Source organism: Rhodococcus sp. FG69 (assembly GCF_057808915.1).
Map to the genome: position 1 here is coordinate 384,240 of NZ_JBMDIX010000001.1, position 23,946 is coordinate 408,185.

General features: G+C 63.4%; 19 protein-coding genes. 11 read left to right on the plus strand and 8 right to left on the minus strand.

Annotation, left to right across the window (positions count from 1 at the left end; genetic code table 11):
* Positions 1 to 31 precede the first annotated feature (31 nt).
* Positions 32 to 1,213, plus strand: a complete 1,182-nt coding sequence (locus tag ACODSO_RS01835; RefSeq protein ID WP_489034586.1) for a hypothetical protein — start codon at positions 32 to 34, stop codon at positions 1,211 to 1,213.
* 285 nt (positions 1,214 to 1,498) lie between these two features.
* Here the strand turns inward: ACODSO_RS01835 and ACODSO_RS01840 are convergent, their stop codons facing one another.
* A complete protein-coding gene (locus tag ACODSO_RS01840) occupies positions 1,499 to 2,311 on the minus strand; it encodes an NAD-dependent epimerase/dehydratase family protein (RefSeq protein ID WP_489034587.1) in 813 nt (270 codons plus the stop codon).
* 172 nt (positions 2,312 to 2,483) lie between these two features.
* On the opposite strand from ACODSO_RS01840, the gene ACODSO_RS01845 reads away from it, so the two are divergent.
* Genes ACODSO_RS01845 through ACODSO_RS01855 form a run of 3 tightly spaced genes read left to right on the plus strand, consistent with a single transcriptional unit; the run spans position 2,484 to position 6,079 of the window.
* Positions 2,484 to 3,563: an ABC transporter ATP-binding protein gene (locus tag ACODSO_RS01845; RefSeq protein WP_489034588.1), complete on the plus strand. Its 1,080-nt coding sequence runs from the start codon at positions 2,484 to 2,486 to the stop codon at positions 3,561 to 3,563.
* Positions 3,564 to 3,572: 9 nt separating this feature from the next.
* Complete coding sequence (locus ACODSO_RS01850) at positions 3,573 to 5,171, plus strand: aldehyde dehydrogenase (NADP(+)) (protein WP_489034589.1); 1,599 nt, start codon at positions 3,573 to 3,575, stop codon at positions 5,169 to 5,171.
* A gap of 5 nt (positions 5,172 to 5,176) precedes the next feature.
* Complete coding sequence (locus tag ACODSO_RS01855; protein WP_489034590.1) at positions 5,177 to 6,079, plus strand: 5-dehydro-4-deoxyglucarate dehydratase; 903 nt, start codon at positions 5,177 to 5,179, stop codon at positions 6,077 to 6,079.
* 57 nt (positions 6,080 to 6,136) lie between these two features.
* Here ACODSO_RS01855 and ACODSO_RS01860 read toward each other — a convergent pair whose 3' ends face one another.
* The 3 genes from ACODSO_RS01860 to ACODSO_RS01870 all read right to left on the minus strand — a co-directional run bounded on the left by ACODSO_RS01860 (position 6,137) and on the right by ACODSO_RS01870 (position 9,674).
* Positions 6,137 to 7,084 (minus strand): GGDEF domain-containing protein, encoded by a 948-nt coding sequence (locus ACODSO_RS01860; protein WP_489034591.1) that lies wholly within the window; start codon positions 7,082 to 7,084, stop codon positions 6,137 to 6,139.
* 98 nt (positions 7,085 to 7,182) lie between these two features.
* Entirely contained in the window at positions 7,183 to 8,655 is a 1,473-nt protein-coding gene (locus ACODSO_RS01865) for a mannitol dehydrogenase family protein (protein WP_489034592.1), read from the minus strand.
* A complete protein-coding gene (locus ACODSO_RS01870) occupies positions 8,652 to 9,674 on the minus strand; it encodes an NAD(P)-dependent alcohol dehydrogenase (protein WP_489034756.1) in 1,023 nt (340 codons plus the stop codon). Before ACODSO_RS01870 ends, ACODSO_RS01865 begins: the two co-directional genes overlap by 4 nt.
* 126 nt (positions 9,675 to 9,800) lie before the next feature.
* Here ACODSO_RS01870 and ACODSO_RS01875 point away from each other — a divergent pair, with 126 nt between their 5' ends.
* From ACODSO_RS01875 to ACODSO_RS01900, 6 genes are all read left to right on the plus strand, one after another.
* Complete coding sequence (locus ACODSO_RS01875) at positions 9,801 to 10,811, plus strand: sugar-binding transcriptional regulator (RefSeq protein ID WP_489034593.1); 1,011 nt, start codon at positions 9,801 to 9,803, stop codon at positions 10,809 to 10,811.
* A 1-nt stretch (position 10,812) separates the two neighbouring features.
* Positions 10,813 to 12,165, plus strand: a complete 1,353-nt coding sequence (locus ACODSO_RS01880; RefSeq protein WP_489034594.1) for an ABC transporter substrate-binding protein — start codon at positions 10,813 to 10,815, stop codon at positions 12,163 to 12,165.
* Positions 12,162 to 13,112: a carbohydrate ABC transporter permease gene (locus ACODSO_RS01885; protein WP_489034595.1), complete on the plus strand. Its 951-nt coding sequence runs from the start codon at positions 12,162 to 12,164 to the stop codon at positions 13,110 to 13,112. The genes ACODSO_RS01880 and ACODSO_RS01885 overlap by 4 nt, the downstream gene beginning before the upstream one ends.
* Positions 13,112 to 13,999, plus strand: a complete 888-nt coding sequence (locus tag ACODSO_RS01890) for a carbohydrate ABC transporter permease (RefSeq protein ID WP_489034596.1) — start codon at positions 13,112 to 13,114, stop codon at positions 13,997 to 13,999. The genes ACODSO_RS01885 and ACODSO_RS01890 overlap by 1 nt, the downstream gene beginning before the upstream one ends.
* A 32-nt stretch (positions 14,000 to 14,031) precedes the next feature.
* A complete protein-coding gene (locus tag ACODSO_RS01895; protein ID WP_068371663.1) occupies positions 14,032 to 15,138 on the plus strand; it encodes an ABC transporter ATP-binding protein in 1,107 nt (368 codons plus the stop codon).
* A 203-nt stretch (positions 15,139 to 15,341) separates the two neighbouring features.
* Positions 15,342 to 17,030 (plus strand): AMP-binding protein, encoded by a 1,689-nt coding sequence (locus ACODSO_RS01900; protein ID WP_489034597.1) that lies wholly within the window; start codon positions 15,342 to 15,344, stop codon positions 17,028 to 17,030.
* On the opposite strand, the gene ACODSO_RS01905 is transcribed toward ACODSO_RS01900, so the two are convergent.
* From ACODSO_RS01905 to ACODSO_RS01920, 4 genes are all read right to left on the minus strand, one after another.
* Positions 17,009 to 17,824: an alpha/beta fold hydrolase gene (locus ACODSO_RS01905; protein WP_489034598.1), complete on the minus strand. Its 816-nt coding sequence runs from the start codon at positions 17,822 to 17,824 to the stop codon at positions 17,009 to 17,011. The two genes, ACODSO_RS01900 and ACODSO_RS01905, sit on opposite strands and share 22 nt — an antisense overlap.
* 8 nt (positions 17,825 to 17,832) lie before the next feature.
* Positions 17,833 to 19,518 (minus strand): SulP family inorganic anion transporter, encoded by a 1,686-nt coding sequence (locus ACODSO_RS01910; protein WP_489034599.1) that lies wholly within the window; start codon positions 19,516 to 19,518, stop codon positions 17,833 to 17,835.
* A 58-nt stretch (positions 19,519 to 19,576) separates the two neighbouring features.
* Positions 19,577 to 21,127 (minus strand): ABC-F family ATP-binding cassette domain-containing protein, encoded by a 1,551-nt coding sequence (locus tag ACODSO_RS01915; protein WP_489034600.1) that lies wholly within the window; start codon positions 21,125 to 21,127, stop codon positions 19,577 to 19,579.
* 123 nt (positions 21,128 to 21,250) lie between these two features.
* Positions 21,251 to 21,784: a hypothetical protein gene (locus ACODSO_RS01920; RefSeq protein WP_489034601.1), complete on the minus strand. Its 534-nt coding sequence runs from the start codon at positions 21,782 to 21,784 to the stop codon at positions 21,251 to 21,253.
* Positions 21,785 to 21,851: 67 nt separating this feature from the next.
* Here ACODSO_RS01920 and ACODSO_RS01925 point away from each other — a divergent pair, with 67 nt between their 5' ends.
* On the plus strand, positions 21,852 to 23,675 hold the full coding sequence (locus tag ACODSO_RS01925; protein ID WP_489034602.1) for a penicillin-binding transpeptidase domain-containing protein: 1,824 nt from the start codon (positions 21,852 to 21,854) through the stop codon (positions 23,673 to 23,675).
* The last annotated feature ends 271 nt before the right edge of the window (positions 23,676 to 23,946 follow it).

The window sequence follows — 23,946 nt, forward strand, 5'->3', positions numbered from 1 at the left end:
TGTCTGTTGAATTCATCCTGAGGGGCTATTCATGTCCGGAACTACTGTCGATCGCGTCGTCGCGCATGCCTACCCGTGGGACGTGCTCGGGGATCCGCATTTCGTCGATCGTGCGCTCGAGTTGGGGATCGGTGAGATCGCACTCGCAGCCAGTTATCACTCGACGAGGGCCGCAACGCCATTGCACCCGTCGCACAAAGTGGTCGATGCGCACCACGCCGCGCTGTACCGGCCGCTGCGTTCCGAAGCCTGGAATGGAATGGCCGTCGTCGCGCGCACCGCACCCTGGAGTGGGTCCGACGACGCCTTCGGTGACGCTGCAGCTGTTCTCTTGGCGGCCGGGATCAAGGTCGACGCGTGGATCGTACTGTCGCACAGCACCATTCTCGGACATGCTCATCCCGACGCCACCGTCGTCAACGCGTTCGGGGATCGCTATCCGTATGCGTTGCACCCAGGTCATCCCGACATCGTCGCCTATGCGCGAACTCTCGCGGCGGAGGCCGTGCGGGGCGTCGAACTCCACGGAGTGTCCATCGAGGCTTGTGGGCAACTCGGATTCGCGCACGTCGGACCGCACGAGAAGACGGACGGTGCATACCCGGGCGTCGGAGACGCGATGATGTCGATCAGCTGCACCTCCCGTGAGCTGACCGCGTGGGGTGAGCTCGGTGTCGACGCGGACAAGATCGTCGCCAAGCTGCGCGACGGTATCGACGCGCTGTCGTCCGGCACATTGTCGCCGACCGCTGGAATCGAAGACGTGTTGAGCGCCGAGGAGGTCGGCGCTGTGTTGGCCGTGCGGCACAGCGATGCAGACACCCTGCGTCGGGAGGTTCTCTCCGGTGTCCGAGCGGAGACCTCGGACGTGCGTGTCACACTGCACGGACACCCCGATCCATGGAAGACCGGACCGTCTCCTGCCCTGACCAGCACCGCTGCGTCCGACGTCGACGCAGTTCTGGTGTCCGCGTGGCCCGCTACCGCCGAAACGGTGTCGGTGGTCGAGCGCACGCGGACGTTGGTCGGCGCAGACGTCGCAGTAGGCGCATACGTGTCCGTCCTGCCGCCGAAGAAACTCGACGAAGTGGACGCCCACGTCGCCGCGGCCGTCGCAGCAGGGGCCGACGAGTTGCATCTCTACCACCTCGGACTCGTCAACCGGCCGCAGCTCGACGCCCTTGGCACCATCATTGGCGCGTACGCCTCCTAGAGGTCCGGTTGGGTCGGTGCGGTTGGGTTGGGTTGGGTTGGGTGGGGTGCGGTTGGGTTGGTGCGGTTGGGTGACCGAATGAGTCGTTCGCTCACGCGAGGGGTGACCGAAAGAGACATTCGCTCACGCGAGGTGACCGAATGAGTCGTTCGTCTACTCAGAGTGACTGAAGTAGTCGTTCGCTCATGCGAAGTGACCGAATGAGTCGTTCGCTCACGCGAGGGTGACCGAACCAGACATTCGGTCACCCCCCGAACGCAACGCGGCCCCACCCGAACACCTTGCTCAGCGCATGCGCTTGCCGAGCGGGTGGTCGCAGAACGCCCCACCTACGCGCTGGAGGATCGGGTCGTCGAAGGTCCACTCGTGATCGGCAAGGAACTCGTCCGCGAACTGCTCCGCATCGTCCTGTGGTTCGTAGCCGATCGCGGCGCCTTCCGCACCTGACCACCAGGCCCGCGAGTTCTTCGAGATACCCCAGACGGTGTGGAATCCCTTCGCGCTGTCGGACAGTGATGCTTCGATGAGCCGTGCGGTGTCCGCCGGCGACATCCAACTGGCCAGTCCGCGGTAGTTCGGCGGCTTCTCGAAGCTCGACCCGATGCGTAGGTTGACGACGTCGATGCCGAACCGGTCGTGGTACATCCGACCGAGCGCCTCCATGGCAGCCTTCGACCAGCCGTAGAAACCGTCGGGCCGTGGGGCGACGTCGCCTGCAAGGGCTTTGCCCTCCGATTCGGCGTGTGTCCAGAATCCGACGGCGTGGTTGCTGGACGCCGCGACGATACGGGTGACTCCGTGGGCGACGGCGGCGTCGAACACGGCTTGGGTGCCGTCGACATTGATGGACAGAATGTTCGCCCAGGAGTCTTCGGTGCTCAGTCCGCCGAGGTGCACGATGGCGTCGACGCCTTTCACTGCGTTGCCGACCGCATCGCGGTCCGTGATGGACCCTTGAACGAACTCTTCTGTGACGGAATCGATGTCGGCGACCTCCGCGATGTCGAACAGTCTCAGGGTTCGGTCCGGCCGACGAAGTAGGGGTCGGAGCATCGTGCCCATGTTTCCGGCGGCGCCGGTGATCAACAGCCGTGTCATGTTCTCTCGTTTCCTTGTCGAAGCAGAGTTCTCGGAAGTACTTGTGCTGTGCATCACGGTAGTACATACTTCGAAACGAAGTCACCTACTTGGCTTACATTCACATATATGAACTTCTCGCTACTCCACTCGGATCGTCCGGCACGTTCCTGCCGGTGAAGGAGCTTCCATCATGGCAACAGTTGCATTCGAGAACGTCACCAAGTTCTTTCCGGGTGGTGACAAGCCTGCAGTCGACCAGCTCGACCTCTCGATCGAAGACGGCGAGTTCCTTGTACTCGTCGGACCGTCCGGTTGCGGCAAGTCCACATCCCTTCGCATGCTCGCCGGCCTCGAGGACGTCGACCGCGGCGCGATCACCATCGGTGGCAACGACGTCACCGAGTTTCAGCCCAAGGACCGCGACATCGCGATGGTCTTCCAGAACTACGCGCTCTACCCGCACATGACGGTCGGGGAGAACATGGGCTTCGGACTGCGCATCGCCGGCGAGGACAAGGCCGAGATCAAGCGTCGTGTCGACGATGCCGCGAAGATCCTCGACCTCACCAAGTTCCTCGATCGCAAGCCCAAAGCGCTCTCCGGCGGCCAGCGTCAACGCGTTGCAATGGGACGGGCGATCGTCCGTAAGCCGCAGGTCTTCCTCATGGACGAGCCGCTGTCCAACCTGGACGCGAAGCTTCGCGTCCAGACTCGCGCCCAGATCTCGGCTCTGCAGCGCAGGCTCGCGACCACCACCGTCTATGTCACACACGATCAGGTCGAGGCCATGACCATGGGTGACCGCGTCGCAGTCCTGAAGGATGGAGTGCTGCAGCAGTGCGACACCCCGCGTCGAATGTACGAACACCCGAACAACGTCTTCGTCGCAGGATTCATCGGATCGCCCGCGATGAACCTGCTCGAACTGCCGTTGGTCGACGGCGGTGTGAGTTTCGGCGGTGAAGTCGTGCCGGTACCACGGGCAGCGATCGCCGGAATCGGGGAAAGCTCGGTCACGCTCGGTGTGCGCCCAGAGGACCTCGAACTGACGACCGGGGTAGGGCTGGAGGTCACCATCGACGTCGTCGAAGAGCTTGGCGCTGACGCGTACGTCTACGGTCAAGCGGACGTCAACGGCACCAAACAGCCCATCGTCGTGCGGGCCGACGGGCGCATCCCTCCTTGTCGCGGCGAGAAGATCACGCTGTCCTATGCGGCCGAGCGGACTCACCTGTTCTCAACCGTCACCGGTGAACGACTCGTCGACTAGGAGCACGACATGACCACGGCAATCAACACATCCATCACCGGTGATCTACTGATCGCCTGCGCCGCCCGAACAGGTCGCGGCGACGCCATCGAAGCCGTCGACCCGTCGACGGGTCGAACGATCGGGCCGACGTTCCATTACGCGACGTCGGACGATGTTCGCGCGGCAACCCAGCTCGCGGACGACGCCTTCGACATCTACCGCCGAACCACATCGGAGGCGCGCGCACGGTTCCTCGAATCGGTCGCCGACAACATCGACAACCTCGGCGACGAATTGATCGACCGAGCGTCCGCCGAAAGCGGCCTGCCACGAGCACGGCTGCAGGGTGAGCGCGGACGCACCACCGGTCAACTCAGGCTCTTCGCCGCTGTACTTCGTGAGGGCAGCTGGAACGGTGCGCGCATCGATCCGTCACAACCCCACCGTAAACCCGCTCCACGCAGTGATATTCGACTGCGCAACATTCCGCTCGGCCCGGTGGTCGTATTCGCTGCCAGCAATTTCCCGCTCGCATTCTCGGTCGCGGGCGGTGACACTGCATCGGCGCTCGCGGCCGGATGTCCCGTCATCGTCAAGGCGCACGACGCCCACCTCGGAACTTCCGAGTTGGTCGGCCGCGCGATCGCAGCGGCCGTCGTCGAGCACGGACTTCCCGACGGAACCTTCTCGCTGATCTACGGTCTCGGTCAGACGATCGGCGTCGAATTGGTCACCGATCCCGCTATTGCAGCCGTCGGATTCACTGGATCACGAAGTGGTGGAATGGCATTGGCACGGGCCGCAGCTGGCCGTGAGGTCCCTGTGCCCGTCTACGCGGAAATGAGCAGCATCAACCCGGTCTTTCTGCTCCCCGGTGCGCTGGCTGAATCCGCGGCGGAATTGGGAACCGGCTTTGCCGCGTCGCTGACGCTGGGCGCGGGTCAATTCTGCACGAATCCGGGCCTCGTGTTCGCCGTCGTCGGCGCCGACCTGAGCGAGTTCCTCCGCTCGGCCGCGACGGCTATCGGACAATCCACCGGAGCCGCAATGTTGACGCCGGGAATCGCCGCGGCATACGCGTCGGGACAGCAGTCGATGCGGGACCACCCCGACGTCGACACTGTCGCAACCGGCTGGCCCGGAACGTGTGTATCTCGAGGACTGCCAGCACTTCTCGTCACCGACGCAGAACATTTCCTGGCTGACCCGTCGCTGCACGCCGAGGTTTTCGGTGCGACGTCCTTGGTCGTGCGGTGCAACGATCTCGACCAGTTGCTGGCAGCGGTGGCCGGGCTGGAGGGCCAGCTCACTGGCACGATTCACGCAGTCGATCACGACCTTGCCGATGCAGAAGTCCTCGTCGAAAAACTGGAACGCAAGGTAGGCCGAATACTGTTCAACGGCTGGCCGACGGGTGTCGAGGTCGGTCACGCGATGGTTCACGGCGGGCCGTTCCCCGCGACGAGTGATTCGCGCACAACCTCGGTCGGCAGCCTTGCCATCGAGCGCTTCCTTCGGCCCGTCAGCTATCAGGACGTGCCCTCCGCGCTGCTTCCGTCGTCGATCGCCGACGGCAACCCCGACCACATCTGGCGCCGCATCGACGGCACCCTCACACAGGAGTAATCATCATGCTCGACGGAGTTCTCTTCTTCCCCGTAACGCCGTTCGATGCCGACGACAACGTCGACGTAGACGCCCTCACCGCCCACATCGAAGCCGGGGTCGCAGCCGGACCCGGTGGGGTCTTCGCCGCTTGCGGCACAGGCGAATTCCATGCACTGTCACCGGCCGAGTTTCGCGTCGTGATCGATGTAGCGGTGAAGGCGACGGCCGGCCGAGTTCCGGTCTACGCCGGCGCGGGTGGCGCAGTGCCGATTGCCAAAGAACTGGTGAGGATCGCCGCCGACGCCGGTGCCGAGGGCATTCTGCTGTTGCCGCCCTATCTTGTCGGATCGCCCGCCGACGGGCTTGTCGAGTATGTCCGTCAGGTGTCCGAAGCCAGTGACCTGCCTGTGATCGTCTACCACCGGGCCAACGGTCAGTTCACCGAGCAGAGTGCCCTCGCTGTGGCGCGGCTGCCGAAGGTGACCGGGTTCAAGGACGGCGTCGGAAACCTGGACTTGACGTCGAGGATCGTGCGCACGCTACGCGATTCTCTCGGAGACAAGGAGTTCCAGTTCTTCAACGGGCTGCCGACGGCTGAAGTATCGCAGCGTGCGTACCGCAGTATCGGCGTGACGCTGTACTCGTCGGCGACGTTTGCGTTCGCCCCCGATGTGTCACTTGCGTACTACACGGCTCTGGAGGACGACAACACCGAACTGGTCGAGGCCCTGGACCGTGAGTTCTTCCACCCACTGGTTCGACTGCGTGATACGACGCCCGGTTACGCGGTGGCGCTCGTCAAGGCCGGCGTCACGTTCGGCGGTATCGACGCGGGGTCTGTCCGTGCGCCGCTGACCGATGCGACCGATGCAGACAAGTTCGCGCTTGAGCAGATCCTCGCGGCGGGCAGGAAAATGTTGGCCTGACTGGGGTGGAGCCCCACTTCAAATAACGGTAAATCTGAATGGATCTCGCGAACAATGTCAATCGTGAACGGTCGTGCAGTTCCGCCCGCGTTCTTTGGACAGGTAGAGGGCGCGGTCCGCGCGCTCCAAGGTCTTGCGGGCGGGTTCGTCGCGCAGTCTTCCCGCCACGCCCACCGAGATCGTGAGGTCGGACGGGAGCTCGGCCCGGACGAGATCGAGTGCGTCACTCAATGCGGCCGCGGAACCCGACGGGCACAGAACGGTGAACTCGTCGCCACCCGAGCGGCACAGCAGAAACTGAGACGGAAGACAGAGCCGCAACGCGGACGAGACGATCTCGAGGGCCCTATCGCCCGCTGCATGACCGAATTCGTCGTTGATCACCTTGAAACGATCGATGTCGACGACAGCGATGGAATCGATTCTCTCGGTTGCTCGCGTTCCCGGCCTGGAGTCGAGCTCCCGGGTGAGCCGTCGCCGGTTCGCGAGCTGGGTGAGGTCGTCTACCTCGGACGTCGATGCGACGCTCTGCACCCAGGCAGCGGAGACGGCCAGCGCGAACAGAACGAGAAGCGCGTTGGCGATCACAACTGGATGAAGATCCCCTGTTTCGAACCCCAGGAAGAGGACGTACGTCGCATTGAGAAGAGTCGTCTTCCACGCAATTCGATTGGGGAGGACGATGAAGGCCGGCGTCACCAGAAGGACTTGGAGCAGAATCCCCGACAGCGCGGTAACCGATCCTCCGGCGGCCGCGCAGAAGAGTACGACGCTCGTCAGGCCAGACAGGTGCATCGCCAAGTACAGACGGCGGGACAGTACCGGTGCTGTCACAATCATGAACACGCCGATTCCGCACCACAACACCGCAAGGACGAGCAAGGGTACGGCAATCTGCGGCCGCGTACCCAGAACGGTGAGGACACCAACCAGGCCGCTGACCAGGCAGTTCAGCCCGGACGTGCGCGCCACCGGCGCTGGTGGGTACGGCCAGCCACTGTTCACGAAGACGCACTCCTGCCGGCAGATCCCCACGACCTGGAGAAAGTTTAGCCTCTCTTTCGTTACTGCTCAGGGTCGAATGAAGCAGGAAGACTTGCCGCTCATTGGTGTCGCAGCGACTGAAGGGTGGCCCGCGCACCATTCAAGTGCAGCGATTCGAGCTGTTTCGTGTATTCCGCGACGAAGCGCTCGTTGTCGATCAGATCGCCGAAGACAGCGCGGTTGGCAATGAAGGCCGTCGGATTGTCGTGCTGTGTGCGGGCCAGCGGGACGAGCGAATCCTTCAACTGATCCACGATCTCGATGAGCTGCCCCTGTTCGTCGACGGCCTCGGCGTAGCGAGCCCAACTGGCCACGACGGCGGTGGACAGGGCGATCTCTCCACCGGACTCGAGGTTCTGTCGAATGACAGGCAGAAGCCATTTCGGAATTCGATCCGACGACTCCGCGCACAGCCGCGCCACGGTGTCACGAATCTCCGGATTGGAGAACCGTTCGATGAGGGTCTTCTTGTATTCATCGAGGTCGATGCCGGGTACGGGCGCGAGCGTCGGCGTCGCTTCGGTGTTCATGTATGCGAGCAGGAACTCGGCGAACAGTGAATCCTGCGCGACCTCGTGCACCAACCGGTAGCCGCTGAGGTAGCCGAAGTAGCAGAGTGCCTGGTGGCTGGCGTTGAGCAACCGAAGCTTCATCAGCTCGTACGGAGTGACGTCGTCGACGACCTGGACTCCGACGTCCTCGAACGGCGGACGACCGAGAGTGAAGTTGTCTTCGAGCACCCACTGCGTGAACGGTTCACCAGCTACCGGCCACTGATCGTCGATCGCGTAGCGGTCCGAAAGACCCTGTATCACTTCGGGAGTGGTGACGGGAGTGATGCGATCGACCATCGAGTTGGGGAACGCGCCCTCTGCGGTGATCCAGTCCGCCAGAGCTGGATCCTTGAGGCGTGCGAACGCGGTGAACGTCGACTGCGCCATGTGCCCGTTGCCTTCGATGTTGTCGCAGGACATGATCGTGAACGGTTGCAGACCACGATTATTGCGTCGCGCCAGTGCCTCGACGACCAATCCGAACGTGGTCGACGGTGTTGTACCATCCGCGAGATCGGCAACTATCGCCGGGTTTTCGGTGTCGAATTCACCCGTCGTAGCCGAGAAGTTGTATCCGCCTTCGGTTATCGTGAGTGAGACGATCTTGACCGACTCGGACGCCATCTTCTCGATCACTGCCTCGGCGTCGTCCGGCGCAAACAGGTATTCGACGATCGAGCCGATGACGCGAGTGTCCCACGTCCCGTCGGAGTGTTTGAGAGCCAACGTGTACAGGCAATTCTGTGCATCCATGACCTCCTTCATCTTCCGATCCCCGGGAAGGACGCCGACTCCGCAGATTCCCCACTCGGACGCCTCACCCTGCTGCAGCAGGCGGTCGACGTACATGGCCTGATGGGCGCGGTGAAAGCCGCCGACCCCGAAATGAACGATCCCGACTGTCACCTCGGATCGATCGTAGGTGGGCACTGCGACATCTTCGATGAAGTCGTCGAGGTTGTGCGAGTTCAACTTCATGCGTCGTGCTCCTTCGTGAATCCTGGAATGACAACAGCTTTGATGCTTCCCGACACTGTGTCGGCGTTCAATGCTTCCTCGACACCCGCGAGATCGAAGCGCGCGGTGACCATCGCATCGAGATCGACGAGTCCGGCGAGCACCAGTTCCCGAGCGATCGGCCACGTATTGGCGTAGCGAAAGACACCGGTCAGAACGAGCTCGCGGTTCTGGATGAGCGAGATCGGCAGCGGGTAGTCCGATGCGCCCATGCCTACGAGCACGACGGTACCGGCAGGGCGGACCGCGTGAATGCCGTCGACGACGGCTCGCGGTGCGCCCGAGGCGTCGATGAATGCATCGACCTGGAGGTCCCGTACATCGACCACGGCGGGATCTACGACGCGAGTCGCGCCGAATCGAGCCGCGTTGGAGCGTCGGCTCTCGTCGATGTCGGACACGATCACCTCTGTTGCGCCGAAGGCGCGGGCGACCTGAGCGGTGACGAGCCCGACCGGACCGGCACCGGTGATGAGGACGCTAGACCCGGCGGTGATGCGCGCTTTCTGCGCCGAGGCGATACCGACGGACAACGGTTCGAAGAGGGCGGCGGCCTCGTCGGAAATCTCGTCGGGAATCGAATGGGCGAACACCGACTGGATCAGGACGTACTCGGCCAGGGCGCCGTCGATCGGCGGCGTTGCGAAGAACTCCATCGCGGGACACAGGTTGTACCGACCGGCGCGTGACTGCGAACTCGTCGGGTCCGGGCGCTGCGGCTCGATGGACACGCGCTGACCGATTCGAGTGTCTGCCACGGCCGAGCCGGCGGCAACGATGATTCCCGCGGCCTCGTGTCCCAGTACCAACGGGCCGTTGACGACGTGGTCTCCGATGCGGCCCTCGCGGTAGTAGTGGGCGTCCGAACCGCAGACACCGACAGCTGTGACCTGTACGAGGACCTCGTCGGCGGCGGGTGTCGGGACCGGCCGAGATTCCAGTCGTATCTCTTTCGGCCCGGTCAGAACACTGACCTGCATCGACTGTGACACGGGAGCCCTTCCATCGGCGGGTGTTGTGTAGATCACACCTGAATGTTAGCTTAATGAGCAGAAGAACACACCATGAGCATCTGCTCAGCGTGATCGAGGTCAAAGGAGTGGGTCGTGACCACAACGGTTCCAGAGGTGCCGGGCCCGCAGCGGTCGTCGAAAAGCAGCGACGACTTGCGGCTCGCTCTTCGCGCCGCATCGATGTACCACCTGGAAGGAGCGACGCAGGCCGAGATCGCGGTCAAGCTCGGTGTCTCGCGTCCTACCGCGGGCAGGCTCGTCGCCAAGGCGCGGGCCCTCGGGCTGGTGACCATCGAGATCAATGTGCCCGACGAACTCCAGGGCACCGTGCACGCCGATATCGAGCGAGATCTCGAACGGGCATTCGGTCTCACCGAGGCGCTGGTCGTCCCTGACGTCATCGACGGCACCGACAACGGCTACGGATCTCTCGGACGTGCCACGGCTGCAATGCTGTCGCGTCGTCTGGGTGCAACCGACACGCTGGGATTCACGTGGGGGCCGGAGACGGTCGCCGTCGCTCATTCGCTCAGGTCCCGGGGTGCGAAATGTGCCCAGGTGGTCCAGCTCGACGGTTCGATGAGTTCCGCCGACTACCAGACCGGCGTCGAGTACACGCTGGGGCGGTGCGCCGAATACTTGCAGGCAAGGCCGGTCCGCCTCAACGCCCCGCTGTACGCTGACCCGGCCACGGTCACTGCTCTGCAACAGGATTCGGTGATCTCGCGTGCCCTGCAAGCCGGGACCGAGGCCGACGTGATGATCTACGGCCTCGGTCCCGTTTCCACGTCCACGACGCTCTTCGAGGGCAGCTTCCTCGACGTTCAGATTCTCGACGAACTGCACCACCTCGGCGCGGTCGGCGAGATAGGTGGCAGGTTCTTCGGCCTCGACGGCACTCCGACCGACGGATCCTTGCCTGGGCGCACCGTATCGGTTGGTCTGGACGCCATCCGTGACTGTGACCGAGCGATTCTGATCTCGGGTGGGAAGAAGAAGCATCAGGCGATTCTCGGCGCACTCCGCGGAGGATTCGCCACCGTATTGGTGACCGATATCGAAAGCGCGCGTTGGTTGATGGCGCACACGAAAGAAGGTTCTTGACATGAGGGTACTACCGAAAGTGGCTGTCGCGGCTTCGCTCGCGACGACCTTGGTGCTGTCCGGCTGTGCCGGCGCGGGGTCGTTCGGCGGTGACGGCGACGGTACGACGATCACCGTGGCCATCGTCTCGAACTCGCAGATGTCCGACGCCATTTCCTTGGCACCGCAGTTCGAGGCCGAGAACCCGGGGATCAATCTGAAGTTCGTGTCGTTGTCGGAAAACGAGGCGCGTGCGAAGATCACGGCGTCGGTCGCCACCGGTGGCGGTGAGTTCGACGTGGTGATGATCAGCAACTTCGAGACCCCTCAGTGGGCCGAGAATGGTTGGCTCACCAATCTTTCCGAGTATGCTGATGCCACACCTGGGTACGACGAGGACGACTTCATTCCGACGCTGAAGGAATCGCTGTCCTATGAGGGCAGCATGTACTCGGTACCGTTCTACGGTGAATCCTCGTTCCTGATGTATCGCAAGGACCTGATGGAAGCGGCGGGCATCACGATGCCCGAGGAACCCACGTGGCAGGAAGTCGCCGACGCCGCAGCCGTACTGGACAGCGACGATGTATCCGGAATATGCCTGCGCGGAAAGCCCGGCTGGGGCGAGGTGCTCGCACCGTTGAACACCGTCATCAACGCGTTCGGTGGACGTTGGTACGACGAGAACTGGAACGCACAGCTCACCAGCCCCGAAACCGAGGCTGCAGTGCAGTTCTATGTCGACACTGTTCGCGAACACGGTCAAGCAGGTGCGGCGACAAGCGGCTTCAGTGAGTGCGGTACGCAACTGTCGCAGGGCAACACCGCAATGTGGTACGACGCCACCTCCGCCGTCTCGGTCCTGGAGGATCCGACGTCGAGCAATGTCGTCGGCAAGATCGGCTACGCCAAGGCGCCGAGCGAAGCCAAGGGCGACAACGGCTGGCTCTACTCCTGGGCCCTCGGAATCCCGAAGACCTCGGAAAATCCGGACGACGCATGGAAGTTCGTATCGTGGATGACCAGCAAGGAATACCTGAACAAGGTAGGCAACGAACTCGGGTGGGAACGTGTGCCTCCCGGAAGTCGACTGTCCACCTATGAAATTCCCGAATACAAGGAAGCATCGGAAGCGTACGGCCAGGTGACATTGGATTCGATCAACGGCGCGGACCCGAACAATCCGACCGTCGATCCAGTTCCCTACACCGGAGTGCAGTTCCTGACCATTCCTGAGTTCCAGGATCTCGGAACTCGCGTCAGTCAGCAGATCAGTGCAGCAGTGGCAGGACGAATCAGCGTCCAGGAAGCGCTTGCTCAAGCGCAGCAGTACGCCGAAGTGGTCGGCAAGACGTACCAGGAGGGCCAGGGATGACCACCACCGAAACGAGGTCGGCGGACGCCGATTCCGAAGAATTCGTACCGAGGCCGAGGACCGTATCCAAGGCGGAGGGGTGGCGTCGACGCGGCCCGCTGCTGCCGGCGATGGTGTTCGCGATAGTCGTCACGCAGATTCCGTTCCTGTTCACGCTGTACTACTCGACGCAGTCCTGGAATCTCGTCCGGCCAGGGTCGCGAGAGTTCAATTGGCTCAACAACTACGTCGATGTGTTCCGAGACAGTCAGTTCCGTGAGGTCGCGCTCAACACCGTGATCATGATCGTCGGAACAGTCATCATCTCGGTGATCCTCGGACTGTTCCTGGCCTTGCTGCTGGATCGTAAGTTCATCGGCCGCAGCCTGATTCGCACGTTGCTGATCACCCCATTCCTGATCACTCCTGTTGCAGGTGCGCTGATCTGGAAGACCACGATGTTCGACCCGGTCTTCGGGCTGATCAACTTCGTGCTGAGTCCGTTCGGAGTGGACCAGATCGACTGGGTCTCGAGGTTCCCGTTACCTGCGGTGATGGCCAACCTGATCTGGCAGTGGACCCCGTTCATGATGCTGTTGATCTTGGCCGGCCTCCAGTCGATGCCGAAGGACATCTCCGAGGCGGCCCGAGTCGATGGCGCAGGGCCGGTCGCACTCTTCCGTGAACTGACGTTCCCGCACTTGCGACGCTTCATCGAACTCGGTGCTGTCCTCGGCGCGATTTACCTGGTGAACACGTTCGACGCCGTGTACATGATGACCTCGGGTGGGCCAGGTGTCGCGTCGGCGAACTTGCCGTTCTACATCTATCAGCGTGCGTTCCTCGGCTTCGACATCGGCCAGGCCGCAGCCATGGGTGTCGTCACCGTGGTGGCCACCATCATCGTCAGCACCTTGGCTTTGAGACTGATCTTCAAGAGCTTCAGTGGAAACGAGGAGGCGGCGTGATGAGTACCGCGACCACCAGCAAGACCAAGAAATCAGCACCGCAGACATCCGACGGTGTGACGATCAAACGCCGCAGCAACTGGGGACCGGGAACCATCTGGTCCGTCGTGGCATGGGTCGCGGGCATCGTGTTCTTCTTCCCGGTGCTGTGGATGGTTCTGACCGGGTTCAAGCAGGAGGCCGATGCCTACTCCGACCCACCGAAACTGTTCTTCACCCCGACGCTCGATCAGTACCGAGGGGTACTGGAGAGCGGCATCGGCACCGCGTTGCTCAACTCGGCGTTCGCGACGATCGTGTCGACGCTTCTCGTTCTGCTTCTCGGTGTTCCCGCTGCCTTCGCCCTCTCGCTTCGGCCGGTGAAGAAGACGAAGGACGTGCTGTTCTTCTTCATCTCCACCAAGATGCTCCCGGTCGTCGCGGCGATCGTGCCCCTGTATGTCATCGTCGGCGATATCGGGATGCTGGACAACATCTGGACGCTGGTGATTCTCTATACCGCAATGAATCTCCCGATCGCGGTGTGGATGATGCGTTCGTTCTTCCTCGAGGTGCCGAGCGAACTGCTCGAAGCGGCGAGCATGGACGGTGCGTCACTGTGGACCTCGGTCCGCGAGGTGATCCTTCCTCTCGTGTCACCCGGCATCGCGGCGACGTCGCTGATCTGCGTGATCTTCTCGTGGAACGAATTCTTCTTCGCCGTCAACCTCACTGCCGTTCAGGCCCAGACGATTCCGGTCTACCTCGTCGGCTTCATCACCGGACAGGGCCTGTACTGGGCCCAGTTGTCCGCGGCTGCGACGTTCGCAGCACTCCCCGTCGTCCTTGCCGGATGGTTTGCGCAGAACAAGCTCGTGCGCGGGCTGTCGTTCGGCGCCATCAAGTAACTCGGCCTTTCGAAACTCAGGAGAAACAAGTCATGGCTGCAATCACGTACAAGAAGGCATCCTGCGTCTACGAAGGTGCCGACAAGCTCGCTGTCGATTCGCTCGACCTCGACATCCAGGACGGTGAATTCGTCGTCCTCGTCGGACCGTCCGGCTCCGGCAAGTCCACCGCACTGCGCATGCTCGCCGGGCTGGAGGAAATCGACGGTGGTGCAATCGAAATCGGCGGGAAGAACATGGTCGGCGTCCCGTCGAAGGACCGCGACATCGCCATGGTGTTCCAGAACTATGCGCTCTACCCGAACAAGACCGTCGGGGAGAATATGGGATTCGCGCTGAAGATGCGCGGCGTGCCCCTCGAGGAGCGCAAGCAGAAAGTTGCCGAGGCCGCGAAGATTCTCGACCTCACCGAGTACCTCGACCGCAAGCCCGGCAAGCTCTCCGGCGGCCAGCGGCAGCGAGTTGCCATGGGCCGCGCCATCGTTCGTGAACCACAGGTGTTCTGCATGGACGAACCGCTGAGCAACCTCGACGCGAAGCTGCGCGTGCAGACGCGTACTCAGATCGCGGCGCTGCAGCGCAGGCTCGGCACCACCACCGTCTACGTGACCCACGACCAGGTCGAGGCCATGACGATGGGGGACCGGGTCGCAGTGCTGCGCGGCGGCAAGCTGCAGCAGTTCGCAAGTCCGACGGATCTGTACGACAATCCGGTCAATGCGTTCGTCGCCGGCTTCATCGGCTCACCGGCCATGAACCTGATGACGGTGCCCATCGGCTCCGGTGGAGTCCAGATCGGAAAGTTCCTGCTTCCGCTCGAGCGCGATGAACTCACCAAGCTTGCGAGCCTGGGGCTCGACGAGGTGACGGTCGGGCTACGCCCCGAGCAGCTCGGCATCGTCCAGGGCGGCGGTGAGGGCTTCGAGGGGAAGGTCGATCTCATCGAGGAGCTCGGCAGCGAGTCGTACCTGTATGCGCATCTGGACGATCCCAAGGTGAAGGGTCTCGACGGTGGTCCGGTCTCGCTCGTTGCTCGGTCCGCGGTACGTGCTCCGGCGAAGATCGGCGAGAGTATCGGCCTGACGCGACTCGACGGCGCGATTCACCTGTTCCACCCGGAGTCCGGCGAACGGATCTGAGCGGGGAGTTTTCGGTGGGGGCTCCGCCCCCAGTGGCGCGGTTGAGTGAACTCTGGTGCGCTCAACCGCGCCACTAGGCCGAAGGCCTGCAGCTGGTGCCCGGGCCGACTGGCGTTCATGCCCCCGTCCGGGGGTAGCGCGGCCGCAACCGGGGTCAATACCGTGGTCGGTCAGTGAGATGTGCGCCACAGCGAGGAGTGACCATGACGGACGGAACAGCATTCGCGAGGTTCAAGCAGGCCCGGGACACGCTGCAGAGCGCCCACGGCGACTACGACACCGCGTTGGCGAAGTTCGAATGGCCCACGTTCGAGGGCAAGTTCAACTGGGCGATCGACTGGTTCGACGCGTTCGCGCGCGGCAACGACGGAACTGCCCTGTGGATCGTCGAGGAAGACGGCTCGGAGGCGAAGTACAGCTTCGACGACATGTCCCGACGCTCGGACCAGGTGGCCCGCTGGCTCGAAGGCCTCGGGATCGGTCGTGGCGACTCCGTCGTGCTGATGCTCGGCAACCAGGTCGAGCTGTGGGAATCGATGCTGGCAGTCATGAAGCTCGGGGCCGTGCTGATGCCGACGACAACCGCCATCGGCTCCGCGGACCTCACTGATCGCATCGAGCGGGGGCGAGCGAAAGCCGTCATCGCCAATCCCGTGGATGCGCCGAAATTCGACGACGTTCCCGGTGACTATCTGAGGATTTCCGTCGGCGACGTCCCCGGATGGACCGATTTCCATGCCGCATACGACGTGCAGGATGCGCAGCCGTTCGAGGCCGTCACGTCGCCCGAGGATCGTCTGCTTCTCTACTTCACTTCGGGAACGACGAGCAAGCCGAAGCTCGTCGAACACACTCAGGTCTCCTACCCCGTCGGCCACCTGAGCACCATGTACTTCCTCGGACTCCAGCCGGGAGACGTGCACCTCAACATCAGCTCACCCGGCTGGGCGAAGCACGCGTGGAGCTGCTTTTTCGCGCCGTGGATCGCCGAGGCGACGATCTTCATCTACAACTACACGCGTTTCGACGCCAAAGCCCTTCTCGATCAGATCCGCCGTGCCGAGGTGACGACGTTCTGCGCACCACCGACTGTGTGGCGCATGCTGATTCAGGCGGACATCTCCGGCGGTGGAGGCGCTCTGCGGGAAGCAATCGGCGCCGGTGAACCCCTGAACCCCGAGGTGATCTCGCACGTGCAGAGGGAGTGGGGACTGAACATCCGCGACGGGTTCGGCCAAACGGAAACCACTGCGCTCGTGGCCAATACGCCCGGTGCGGAGCTGAAGTTCGGATCGATGGGTCGTCCCCTCCCTGGTGTCCCGGTCGTCATCATCGATCCGGTGACCGGCTTGGAAGCCGACGAGGGCGAAATTTGCCTTGATCTGGCGAAGAATCCGTACAACCTGATGACGGGATATCTTGGCGATCCAACACGCAACTCGGAAGTGATGTCAGGCGGGTACTACCACACCGGCGACGTCGCTTCCCGCGACGAGCGTGGCTACATCACCTACGTGGGCCGCACCGACGACGTCTTCAAGGCGTCGGACTACAAGGTCTCGCCGTTCGAGCTGGAAAGCGTGTTGATCGAGCACCCGGCGGTGGCGGAGGCTGCCGTCGTACCCGCTCCCGACGAGACTCGACTGGCAGTTCCGAAAGCCTACGTCGCACTTGCCGCGGGCTGGGAACCGAACGAGGACACCGCGTTCGAAATATTGAAGTACGCGCGCGAGCATCTGGCGCCGTACCTGCGGGTGCGCCGAATCGAGTTCTTCGAGTTGCCGAAGACCATCTCGGGCAAGATTCGACGGGTGGAACTGCGGGCGCGCGAGGATTCCGGTGAGGTGCTGTCCGGGGAGTGGCGGGACGATCAGTTCGCGGGGTTGAAGTAGGACGGGACAGTGCGCTCGAGAAACGGCTGCACGACGCCCAACACTTCCGCGCTCGCGGCGGGCGTCGTGGAATGGTCGAATCCCTCGATGAGATGGAACTCGGAGTGGGGGACCAGCCGAGCCGCTGATCGTGAATCACCGAGCCTGGTGTGGTCCTCCGAGCCGACGTAGAACAGGCTGGGCATGTCGAACTGTTCGAGAGCGCTGTCCGACAGCCCGGGCTCGAGGTCGGATGCGCGGAAGTACGCCGCCATCGCATCGGAATCGTTGGCGGAGAACACTGCTCGGGTTGCGGCGTCGACCGGGAACAGTCGGTGGTTGTTCCACTCGTCGAGGAACCCTCCCATTCCGCGCTCCGCGAGCACGTCCGCGCATCCCGGGAAGAAGAGCCGATCGAACGCACCGCGCTGCGGGCCGTGGGAACCACCGCCGACGACGAGGCTGTTGATCCTCTCCGGTGCCCGGGCAGCCAGTGTCAATCCGGCCCGTCCCCCGTACGAGTAGCCCCAGTAGTCGGCGCTGGACACACCGCTTGCATCGAGCACCGCAACGAGATCCCCAACGATCGACTCCATTCGGTATGCCGCGACATGGTGCGGCTTGTCGCTGCGGCCGTGGCCACGCATGTCGAGGAGAATCAGCGTGCGCGACGGACGCAGAGCTCTGACATACCCGTACGTCCGCCAGATCGTGTGCGTCAACACGCTGCCATGCACCAGAAGGAGGGGCGGACCCGAACCCACGACCTGAAATGCGATCCGAGTGCCGTCGTCGGGGTTCACTGCGTAGTCCACGACAGCGATTATCGCAGCTCGAACGCGGCCACTGCGGCTTCGGCGGTGTAGTAGAAGCGCGTCGAGTCGAACCGGCCACCGACACCGAAGCGAATGAGCCGATCCTTGATCGGGCCCTTCATCTCGGCGAAGACCAACCGTATCCCACGATCTCGTAGGAACCTGTCGAGGTCGACCAGCTCGTCGACGGCGGTCGTGTCGAGTCCGGTGATGGGCTCGGCCGCGATGACGACCCACTCGACAGGCGTCGGGGCGTTGTCGACGATCGAGCGTACGTATTGATCGAAGATCTCACCGTTGGCGAAGAACAGCGGGGCGTCGAATCGGAGCATGACGAGTCCGGGGATGCGGTGGCCGTCGGGATGGCGTTGAATGTCATGGAATCCCGGGCGGTGCTGCGTACGAACGAGTTCCGTGCGGTACGGCTGCCATGCGCGAGCCACGACGGCGATGAAGGACAGCCCGATTGCGACGAGAATGCCCTCCAGTACCCCGACGAGCGCGACCCCGAGGAACGCTGCTGCACCGGTGGCGAATTCGACGCGACTCATGTGCCACATTCGCGCTGTCCCGCTCACGTCGACGAGCGAAGTGGCCGCCACGATCACCACCGCCCCGAGAGCCGCATCAGGCAAATAGGCGGTGACACCAGGGGCGACGAGCACGAAGGCGAGGACCGCGAGTGCGCCCACCACACCGGTCAGTTGTGTTCGCGCGCCGTTCTGTTCGGCTACCGGCGTGCGTGATCCGCTGGCGGAGATGGGGAAACCGCCGAACAATCCGCCGGCGACGTTTGCGACGCCGATCGCCTTCATCTCGGTGCTGCCGTCCACATCGTCACCACGCCTGGCTGCGAACGTGCGGGAGAGAACTCCTGTGTCGGCGAATGCGATGAGGGCGATGGCCGCAGCCGGTCCGATCAACTTGCCTACGTCTACCCAGTCGACACCGCCGAACGAGGGCAGCGGCAACCCTGTCGGCAATGCGCCGACCATGTCGATTCGGTCGGTGAGATCCAGCGCAGCGGACGCAACGATCGCACCGACCACCGCGACCAGTACCCCAGGGACACGGGGAATCCAACGACGAAATGCGACGATGACGGCAATCGAGCCGATACCCACCGCCGCTGCGACAGGGTCGACGCCGCCCAGCAGAACCAATTGCGCGGTCTGCTCGATCTGTCCAAGAAGGCCGCTCGCATCGACCGAGAATCCGAGCAGCTTGGGACATTGCCCGACGATGACCACGAGTGCGATCGCATTGAGGTAGCCGAGTCGAATGGGCTTCGACAACAGCGCGGTGACGAAGCCCAGCCGTAGGAAACCGCCGACCAGCAGGATGATGCCGACAAGGACGCCGAGGACTCCCGCCAAGGCCAGCGCGCTCGCCGGATCGTCGGTGACGGCCAGCGGCACGATCGCTGCGGCGATGAGAGGGGCCAGCGACGAATCCGGACCGAGGACGAGGATCTTCGACGGCCCGACGAGTGCATATGCGAGGAGCGGCACGATCGTCGCGTACAGGCCTGCGTACGCGGGCAACCCGGCTGCCTGCGCGTACCCCATTCCTGCCGGGATCAGCAGAGCCGTGAGAACGAGCCCCGCTGTGATGTCGTTGCGCAACCACTCCCGGCGGTAGGCGCGCGCTGTCGCGATACCCGGCAGTCGACCGAGACCGCTCGTCCAGGACATACGTTGCAGTATCGACCTCACAGCAGGTCGACGTCCAGACCGGGTTGCGCGAAGTGCGTCAGAGCTCGAGCCACCGCGTCGGATGCAGTTCGCGTAGGAACGGTAGGTCGTGACTTGCAACGACGACGGCACCCTCGTAGCTCGATAGCGCCTCGGTCAGATGTGCCTTGCTGACGAGATCGAGATTGTTGGTGGGCTCGTCGAGCAGCAGCAGGCGAGGGGCCGGCTCGGCCAACAGAATGCGCGCCAACGCCGCACGCAATCGTTCACCTCCCGACAACGTCGAAACGACGGCGTCCGCATCGGCGCCACGAAAGAGAAATCGGGCGAGCTGAGCCCGAATCTGCTCGTTCGACGCGGTTTCCGCAACGTCGGCGACATTTTCGGCGACGGTGCGTGATTCATCGAAGACATCGAGTCGTTGTGGAAGGTAGCGCCACGGCACGGCCGGGCCCGACGCGTCTATCTTGCCGAGCAGTGTCGTCTTTCCGCTTCCGTTCGGTCCGATCAGTGCAATCCGTTCGGGTCCGACGATCTCGAGATCCTCGACGCGAGCAACCGTCTGTCCCTCATGGACTTTCGTGGCCGGCAGCGCGACGCGTATCTCTCGATCGTCGCGCAACCGCTCCTCGGCCGCGGCAAGCACATCATGAGCGTCGTCGACCTTCTCGAGGTGGGTGTTTCGCAGCTTGCCCGCCGAGACCTGCGCGGCTCTCTTGCGCTTGCCCATGATGATCTTGGGCTCACGCTTCTGCTCGTTCATCTTGTTTCCGTACCGGGCTCGACGGTCGATCTTGGTCCTCGCCTCGATCAGCTCCCGCTCTTGCTTGCGCACATCGTTTTTCGCGTCGTTCACTGCAGCCCGGGCAGCCTCCTGCTCTGCGTCGATGATTGCTCGATAGTGGGTGTAGTTCCCGCCGAACATCCGTAAGCGCGTCGGACCGTCGCGGTGCGCTCTGAGTTCGCCGATGTTGTCCATGGCGTCGAGAAGTTCCCGGTCGTGACTGGTGACGATCAGTACACCTCGAAACGCGTCGATCGCCTGGTAGAGGCGTGCGCGCGCGTGTAGATCGAGGTTGTTGGTCGGCTCGTCGAGCAGCAGGACATCGGGTTCGGCCAACAGCTCCGTAGTCAGAGCGAGCAGCATCGTTTCGCCGCCGGACAGCGTTCCGAGAACTCGATCGAGATCGGAAGGCTCGGCGACGAGATTCCCGAGCCCGAGCTTGTCGAGCAATGCAACGGCGCGTTCCTCGACATCCCAGTGTGTCCCGACTGTAGCGAAGTCACTCTCGGTCGATCGACCGGATTCGATGCGGTGCAGCGACTCTCGAAGCTCGCGAAGGCGAAGGATCTCGTCGACTCGCCTACCCGGTCGAAGCGCGACATCCTGCGGAAGGTAGCCGAGGGTGCCGGGAATCGTGATCGACCCGCGCGTCGGCGTCAACTCTCCGACGACGAGTTTCAACAGCGTCGACTTGCCGGTGCCGTTCGATCCGACCAGACCTGTTGCACCGGTAGGAAATACGGCATCGAGGTTGTCGAATACCGGACTGCCGTCCGGCCAGGTGAAGTGCAGACCGGAAATGGAAAGGGATGGTGAAGTAGACATGGTTGCTCCAGAGGGGTGCGTGCGTGGGCGCGGGAACCTCTAGAGGAGCAACGGCCTCTCCGAATCTGTCGACGACAAGGTAGATCTCAGACTAAGCCGGATCACCGGCAGCACGCAACCGATTTACGACGTCGGCCCCTTCTTGCGAAGGTCGTCGACCTTCGTCATTGCCTCGCGAAGCTCGCCCAGCCAGTCCTGAGTGTGCTCGCCGACGAGTTTGACCGCCCACGACAGTGCGTCTGCACGCGATCGCGCAACGCCCGCGTCGACGAGAGTGTCGAGCACCTTCCGTTCCGGTTGGCGCAGTCTCGTCATGACCGGGACAGCGAGGTGCGTGAACAAAACGGACTCACCGTCGACAGACACTCCCCACGCGACCTTGCGGCCGTAGCGGGCCTCGGCCTCGTCGGCGATCTGCATTCTGTCCTGACGCGTGGTCTCACGGAATCGAGCGATCCGACCCTCTGTTGCCGCGGAGCCCTCGTCGTCGCCGGTGGGCAATTCGCCGATCACGACAATCTCCTCGCGGTCCACCTCGATAGTGGCTGCGCCGGTGAACCAATTCTCGGGAAGCCTGCCGCCGAACCACTCGGGCGCATCCGACGCGTCGGGTACGTCGGCCTGCTGCCATCCGCCTGGTCTTCCGAATTTTCTCATGACTACTCCTTCAGGTTGTCTGATTACATGATTACACCGTTGTTCAGGACTTCGCCACGAGTCAGGCATGATCGGACGGGTGCGCACATCGAAGAAGACGGTTTCCGCCCTCGTCGCCGTAGGGACGCTGGTCCTGGCAGGCTGCGGAGACGACGGCCCGCCCGAACCGCAGACCATCGCCGAGCAGTTCGTCGACGCGATCAACAGCGGCTCTGCAGACGCTGCGGCCGCGCTGACCACCGACCCGGCCGCTGCGTCCGCAGCCTTGGCTGGGTTGTACGACGGGTTGAGTGCAAGTGGAACCGTCACGGCGACTCCCGACTTCGCCGTCGAATCGGCCTCGGACGAGGGCGGATCGGTGACGCTGGATGCCACCTGGCGTTTCTCGACGACGACGGACGGGACGGAGGAGCCCGACGGTGAGCCGAAGCAGTGGCAGTACGACACCACGGCCACCGCGACCGAAACCGATCAGGGTTGGCGGATCAACTGGGACCCGGCGGTGCTCGCGCCCGGTCTCGCCGCCGACTCGACTGTCCGCTACGTCTCGACCGATGCGCTCGTGACACCCAAAGTGTTCGACCGGGCCGGCGCAGAGCTCATGTCGCAGCAGGTCGTCACACTTGTCAACGTCGATTCGACAGCCGATCCCGCCGTAGTGGCGTCGTACCTCACACCGATCGTCCCGACGATCACAGCCCAATCAATTGCCGCCGATCAGGCGCAGTCGCAAGGCAACACGGTCACACTCGTCTCGCTTCGGCAGTCGGACCTCGACCCGATCGCCGCCGAACTCACGGCGGTGCCCGGTGTCACGCTCGCCCCGCAGACTCGCTTGCTGACGACCGACCGTGCCCTCGCCTCGCCCGCGCTCACCGGCATCACCGAGCTCTGGCAATCCCAGCTCGACGAAAACAAGGGCTGGGCGATTCAGTCGCTGAAAGCGGACGGATCCGTCGATCAGTTGGCAGGGATCGACGCGAGCCCGGCACCCGACATCGCCACCACACTCGACAGTGGGCTGCAGATCAAAGCCGAGAACGCGCTGGCATCGCTTCCGCAGCAGTCGGCGATCGTCGCACTGCAGCCGTCCACCGGCAACGTGTTGGCCGTCGCACAGAACTCGGCGGCAGACGCCGAGGGCCCCATCGCCCTCACCGGTCTGTACCCTCCGGGTTCGACATTCAAGACCGTCACGACGTCCGCTGCGCTCGAAGCGGGCATCGCCACACCGGACACGATCCTGCCCTGCCCGGGCACCGAGAACATCGAAGGTCGTCAGATCCCGAACGACGACAACTTCGATCTCGGTGACGTTCCGCTGCACACCGCCTTTGCGCGCTCGTGCAACACGACCATGGGTCGCCTCGGCGTCGGCCTCCCGGCGGACGCGCTACAGCTGACCGCGCAGCAGTACGGCCTCGGCGTCGACTACGTGACACCGGGTCTGACGACGGTCACCGGCAGCGTGCCCGTCGCCGACACTCCCGCGGCGCGTGTCGAAGCAGCGATCGGTCAGGGGCAGGTGACGGCTTCGCCGTTCGGGATGGCGCTGGTGGCGTCCTCGATCGCCGGCGGTTCGCTGAAAGCTCCGACCCTCGTCAGCGGACAGCCCGGTGTCGCCGACGTGACGCCTGCGCCCGTCGATGCAACAGTCGCCGAGCAGGTCAAGACCATGATGCGCGAGACCGTCACGGGTGGAACCGCTACCCAGCTTCAGGACATCCCGGGATTGCTCGGCAAAACCGGAACCGCCGAATTCGGTCCGAACAACGAGGGGGCGCACGGCTGGTTCGTCGGCATTCAAGGGGATCTGGCGTTCGCAGTCTTCGTCGCGGGTGGGCAGAGTTCAGCGCCCGCCCTCGAAGCGGCGGGCCGGTTCTTGCGGTAGCTCCACCTGGCTGCTGGGTCTGGGGGCTCGGGGTCGGGCGCGCTGGCCGCGCAGGTTGCAGCCAGCGCGCACGTTGCAACCTGTGCGTGTGCTGAAACGTGCGCGTTCGTGCGTGGTGGTGACCGAATGAGTCGTTCGCTGCGGGTCTGACCTGGTTGCGCAGGTTGCAGCCAGCGCGCACGTTGCAACTTGCGCGTGTGCTGAAACGTGCGCGTTCGTGCCCCACGCAGACGCCGCGTAGCGAAATCGTGACCGTAGCGTGTGAATACCG

What these genes read in the sequence shown, in the direction of transcription:
- ACODSO_RS01835 (WP_489034586.1), top strand. Translation starts at nt 32, where the DNA reads ATGTCCGGAACTACTGTCGATCGCGTCGTCGCGCATGCCTACCCGTGG.
- ACODSO_RS01840 (WP_489034587.1), bottom strand. Translation starts at nt 2,311, where the DNA reads ATGACACGGCTGTTGATCACCGGCGCCGCCGGAAACATGGGCACGATG.
- ACODSO_RS01845 (WP_489034588.1), top strand. Translation starts at nt 2,484, where the DNA reads ATGGCAACAGTTGCATTCGAGAACGTCACCAAGTTCTTTCCGGGTGGT.
- ACODSO_RS01850 (WP_489034589.1), top strand. Translation starts at nt 3,573, where the DNA reads ATGACCACGGCAATCAACACATCCATCACCGGTGATCTACTGATCGCC.
- ACODSO_RS01855 (WP_489034590.1), top strand. Translation starts at nt 5,177, where the DNA reads ATGCTCGACGGAGTTCTCTTCTTCCCCGTAACGCCGTTCGATGCCGAC.
- ACODSO_RS01865 (WP_489034592.1), bottom strand. Translation starts at nt 8,655, where the DNA reads ATGAAGTTGAACTCGCACAACCTCGACGACTTCATCGAAGATGTCGCA.
- ACODSO_RS01870 (WP_489034756.1), bottom strand. Translation starts at nt 9,674, where the DNA reads ATGCAGGTCAGTGTTCTGACCGGGCCGAAAGAGATACGACTGGAATCT.
- ACODSO_RS01880 (WP_489034594.1), top strand. Translation starts at nt 10,813, where the DNA reads ATGAGGGTACTACCGAAAGTGGCTGTCGCGGCTTCGCTCGCGACGACC.
- ACODSO_RS01885 (WP_489034595.1), top strand. Translation starts at nt 12,162, where the DNA reads ATGACCACCACCGAAACGAGGTCGGCGGACGCCGATTCCGAAGAATTC.
- ACODSO_RS01890 (WP_489034596.1), top strand. Translation starts at nt 13,112, where the DNA reads ATGAGTACCGCGACCACCAGCAAGACCAAGAAATCAGCACCGCAGACA.
- ACODSO_RS01895 (WP_068371663.1), top strand. Translation starts at nt 14,032, where the DNA reads ATGGCTGCAATCACGTACAAGAAGGCATCCTGCGTCTACGAAGGTGCC.
- ACODSO_RS01900 (WP_489034597.1), top strand. Translation starts at nt 15,342, where the DNA reads ATGACGGACGGAACAGCATTCGCGAGGTTCAAGCAGGCCCGGGACACG.
- ACODSO_RS01910 (WP_489034599.1), bottom strand. Translation starts at nt 19,518, where the DNA reads ATGTCCTGGACGAGCGGTCTCGGTCGACTGCCGGGTATCGCGACAGCG.
- ACODSO_RS01915 (WP_489034600.1), bottom strand. Translation starts at nt 21,127, where the DNA reads ATGTCTACTTCACCATCCCTTTCCATTTCCGGTCTGCACTTCACCTGG.
- ACODSO_RS01920 (WP_489034601.1), bottom strand. Translation starts at nt 21,784, where the DNA reads ATGAGAAAATTCGGAAGACCAGGCGGATGGCAGCAGGCCGACGTACCC.
- ACODSO_RS01925 (WP_489034602.1), top strand. Translation starts at nt 21,852, where the DNA reads ATGATCGGACGGGTGCGCACATCGAAGAAGACGGTTTCCGCCCTCGTC.